5 protein-coding genes are annotated in these 4,067 nt (G+C 56.4%); all 5 read right to left on the bottom strand.

Going from position 1 to position 4,067, the window contains the following annotated elements; translation table 11 throughout:
- Nucleotides 1-249 (bottom strand): hypothetical protein (locus DWA01_RS21800; RefSeq protein WP_136057808.1); only part of this gene is annotated, 249 nt, incomplete at its 3' end.
- A gap of 114 nt (nt 250-363) precedes the next feature.
- Entirely contained in the window at nt 364-1,212 is an 849-nt protein-coding gene (locus DWA01_RS21805; RefSeq protein ID WP_235008666.1) for a tyrosine-type recombinase/integrase, read from the bottom strand.
- A gap of 145 nt (nt 1,213-1,357) precedes the next feature.
- Entirely contained in the window at nt 1,358-2,527 is a 1,170-nt protein-coding gene (locus DWA01_RS21810; RefSeq protein ID WP_114287924.1) for a GMC oxidoreductase, read from the bottom strand.
- Between the two features lie 150 nt (nt 2,528-2,677).
- On the bottom strand, nt 2,678-2,875 hold the full coding sequence (locus tag DWA01_RS21815; protein ID WP_136057809.1) for a hypothetical protein: 198 nt from the start codon (nt 2,873-2,875) through the stop codon (nt 2,678-2,680).
- Between the two features lie 589 nt (nt 2,876-3,464).
- On the bottom strand, nt 3,465-3,824 hold the full coding sequence (locus DWA01_RS21820) for a hypothetical protein (RefSeq protein WP_114287926.1): 360 nt from the start codon (nt 3,822-3,824) through the stop codon (nt 3,465-3,467).
- Between the last annotated feature and the right edge of the window lie 243 nt (nt 3,825-4,067).

Consider the following 4,067-nt stretch of genomic DNA (forward strand, 5'->3'; position numbering starts at 1 on the left):
AGTGTCGGAAATCTCTCCAAGCGCAGCTTTCATTTCATCGAACGAGGGGGACGGGTCGTCGAATTGGGCGTTGTAGAATGGCCAAAGCGCCGACAACACGCCGCGTTCAATTTGGGTGAATTTTTCCGGGGTATCGCCACCAAGCTCCACTATAAGCCAATCCCAGTCTAGGTTAGCTTCTCTTCGTGCCATATCCGCGCCATCGTGGGTGTGATCCCACCCCCATCCAGGCTTTACTTTACGTGGCATGGCAGCTCCGAAAATTTAAAATGGTCTCTGGGTGGGCCGCCCTGTAACCTAATCTTACATAGAGCGGGCTTGGCCCTTAGGTAACGTACCGTGCACGACGCTGGGCACCAGTCCTTACGTAACAGCTCGTAACAGGTGTGATGGAACGGGCGCACCAACCAGGGCATCCAGTCGTGCCGCGTTTTCTTCTGCCGCCCGCCTTACGGGATCATCGGCCAAATGCGCGTAACGCATGGTGGTCTGGATCTGGCTGTGCCCCAAGAGCCGCCCAACCATTTGAATGGGCATGCCCGATGAGACCGCATTCGACGCATAGGTATGGCGCAGGTCGTGAATGCGGACCCCGGTCAGCCCCGACCGTTCACGAATGCGCCGCCACGGGTGTTGCAGGTCGGTAGCGTGTTTCCCCGGCACCTTGCCCGCGATTACATAAGGGTTGCCCGGAAGCCGGGGCAGGGCGCTGAGAACCGCCCTTGCCGCCTTTGGCAGCGGAATGCGCCGTGCGCCCGTCTTGGTGTCTGGCAGTTCCATTCCGTCGCCGGTGATGAACTGCCACTGCAGGGTTTGGATTTCTCCAGGGCGGCACCCGGTCAGCAGCAACAGGCGGAACGCGGCCACCGCATATAGCGTTTCTGATCCGTCTTGTTCAACTTCAGTCAAAACTTGTCCCAGTTGCTGCAATTCGACTTGGCTCAGATAGCGTTCCCGTTTTACTTCGCGGTATTTGGGAACATGCCGGCACGGGTTGGACCCGTCCGGGCGCAGCCCCCAGATTTCCGCCAGATTGAACATTTTGGACAACACACCCAGCGTCCGGTTTGCTTGATAGGGTTTGTGGCGGAACTTGTGGTGCAGTTCGGCGACGTCGCGCCGTTCCACATCGACGGTTTTGAAACTGCCGATGGCGGGATTGATAAACAAATCAATGGCGAGGCGATACTCGCCCTCCCGCCGTGGAAGCATAGTGGAAGCATAGTGGAAGCAACAGCGGCCATTTTGAGCTGTGGTGATTTGCCAACCGGCGAAGACAGGCTGCTACCCTGCCAGTTTCGAATCTCAAACCGGTTGCGCGGTTGTTTGGAGACGAGGCGTATTTCAAAACGCCAGACTAGCCCGAAGTGGAAAATACCGAACTTCCCGCAACGTAGAGATTTTTCTTGCTGTGAATGCGGTAATCGCTGTCGACAACTCCTTCGCCCGGTGCTGACGACATCCGTGTCGTGCACATGTGATGCCAGGTCCAGCGAACTTTTTCGGACAGTGTCTCGTTTTCAAGTTCGAGCATAGTTCTTCCGAACCCGTTTGCGGCCGCTTCGTCTACAAAGGTTGACGCCGCCCAGCGGATCGTCCTGAAATCAATTTCGCTGAGACGCCAGTCCAGTTTCAGTCGCTGCATTCCCAATTTGTCGGTCTCGCCACTCAGGCTGACGCGACTGTCCGGATTGGGTGCGGGAGCAAGAGACATTTCATACGCGACTTTCGAGACCGGAGATCTGCCATACCAGAGTCTTTGCGCGGCATAAGCGCTGATGGACTCAACTTCCGCCATGATATTCATCAGGTGAGCACCAGGATCAGCCGGCGCTTTCCCGCGGGCAATTTCTTTGACGATTTTCTTTAAGGACCTGCCTCCTGAGTTATTAAGAGCGGCAGCCCTGCTCATCAGCCGCACGGAACAGGGCACCAGTTCGAAAAGCTTTTGCGCAGCAGGGCTAAGTTCATGCCAAACGGCGGATTCCGTGGTTTCAGTCATATCCCTGCGTTGATAGAGAGACAGATCCACGGCAGGGTCATTTGGGATCAGGTGGCCGGGTTCCAGATTAATGTGATCTGCAAAAAACCTCCCCACAAGGTCGTTCTGGTTTCCCAGGCCATTGGGGCGGACCGAAGTTGAAGACAATAAGAGACGGACATTCTCAAGCCCACCTGCAGCGATCACCACCATCTTTTCATCCACTGAAAAGCGGCGACCAGACAGCGTAATTACCCGCACGCCACGCGCGCTTTCACCAGTGTCGTCGACTTCAATCTCTACGACATTTGAGTTCAGAACAACGTCGATGTTCCTGGAACTTTTCAACGGCTTGTGAAACTGTTCACCCATTCGAACCGGCCGTATCACCAGTTCGATTTGATCGAAATGTTCGGAGTAATAGTTGAGACAAGGCGAGCCGTAGTGGGCCTCTAGGCCCTCAGCGGTCCAGCCATAGGCGGCGTTCCAACCTCCTTCACTCGGCAGGTCCAAAAACGCGCGGGCACGCTCATAATACGGCGCCATGTTCTGGCGCGTGATCGGCCTGCCATTATGGGGAATCCACAGCCGCTGCTCGAATGAGTTGTTCGATAAAGGCAGGCAATACCCGCCCCAGTGGTTGGTGGATCCACCGAAATAAAAAAGCCGGCATGAATCCAGTTCGGCATAATCACGTCAGATGATCTCCCCGCTATACAACGCCTGGGACTCGTCCTCATATTCCAGCCCGCCGCCTTCGAGCAAGCATATCCGGCGAACACGTTCGGATGCGAATTCTTGCGCGAGCGCGATTCCTGCGGCGCCGGCACCGACGATACAAATTTCATACGAGAGATCAGCAAGAATTTGGCCTGCAAGAGCGTCAAAAAACATACGAATTACCGTCCGGAATAAATCCGAAAAAATGCAATTCAGTCCTTTGGCAATTACCGCTTTGTTGGTGCGGCTCCGCGGTCGACCCGGAGCCATATTAAATTCATTGCGGGAGTGGCTCCATCAGGGCCCATGTTGGATGACTGTTCTCTTTGAGACCAGAGGGACCTGCCAGACGAATGCAAAGCAAGTCCGGGTTCCCACGCTCTCAGATCCCGGGCGAAACAGCGCGGCGGTGTTTCAGAGGGGCCGTCGTCGGGCACGACACCCTGCAACTATCAGCGCTGCCCCGAAAGCCTGAGCAACCTGGCACCCGCTGACGTCTGCACAGGTCGCGGGCATATAATCCTGCTTGAACGCGAAAAGGCGAAGAGGTGAACGTTGAAACTACGGCGCTCGTAGCATGCTGAATTCGCGCCTTAACTGACTCCGGATGAATGATTTCTCCCCGATGCCAGGCCGCCTTCAGTCTCAAACGATCTGATGACGGACACAGTGCCTTTCGGGAGAATATTTGGGAGGGAGTTGTAGGCGTTTGGGAGGCGCGCCGCCGGGATTAACCGGCGGCCGCAAAGTCAGGTGTCAGGATTCAGAAGTTGTCGATTTCGATTTCCTCGATGGCGACAACATTGCCGGCGGCGTCTTTCAGCACGGCGGCCACGTCGTTTGAAGCGGCGGCACCGTTAAAGTGCACAAAGACGTTGCTGTTGGCGCCGGCGTTGACCGAAGTGGTGCCGAGCGTGTCACCCAGCGCGCCGCCGACCAGCTCAACGATTTCAACGGTGCCGGCGGTCTCAGAACGCACCAGCTCAAGTTCGATACGGCTGTTGCTGTCCTGGTTGTAGCTGTCGAGGAAGATGTGGTTGACGCCGGAGCCAGCAGAGGCGGAAGCCACGGTTGCTACGAGAACGGAAGCGGCGAGGGCGGATTTGAGTGCGATGTTTTTCATGTCATTGTCTTTCGGGAGAGGAATTGGGAGGGGATCAGGGAGGTATTTTGGGAGGTCTTTGGGAGGCGCGGCGCCGGGGTTAACCGGCGGCCGCAAAGTCAGGTGTCAGGGTTCAGAAGTTGTCGATTTCGATTTCCTCGATGGCGACAACGTTGCCGGCGGCGTCTTTCAGCACGGCCGCCACGTCGTTTGAAGCCGCAGCACCGTTAAAGTGCACAAAGACGTTGCTGTTGGCGCCGGCGT

It is taken from the genome of Candidatus Halocynthiibacter alkanivorans (assembly GCF_003333265.1).
Lineage (GTDB): Bacteria > Pseudomonadota > Alphaproteobacteria > Rhodobacterales > Rhodobacteraceae > Halocyntiibacter_A > Halocyntiibacter_A alkanivorans.

What these genes read in the sequence shown, in the direction of transcription:
- DWA01_RS21805 (WP_235008666.1), bottom strand. Translation starts at nt 1,212, where the DNA reads ATGCTTCCACGGCGGGAGGGCGAGTATCGCCTCGCCATTGATTTGTTT.
- DWA01_RS21810 (WP_114287924.1), bottom strand. Translation starts at nt 2,527, where the DNA reads ATGGCGCCGTATTATGAGCGTGCCCGCGCGTTTTTGGACCTGCCGAGT.
- DWA01_RS21815 (WP_136057809.1), bottom strand. Translation starts at nt 2,875, where the DNA reads ATGTTTTTTGACGCTCTTGCAGGCCAAATTCTTGCTGATCTCTCGTAT.
- DWA01_RS21820 (WP_114287926.1), bottom strand. Translation starts at nt 3,824, where the DNA reads ATGAAAAACATCGCACTCAAATCCGCCCTCGCCGCTTCCGTTCTCGTA.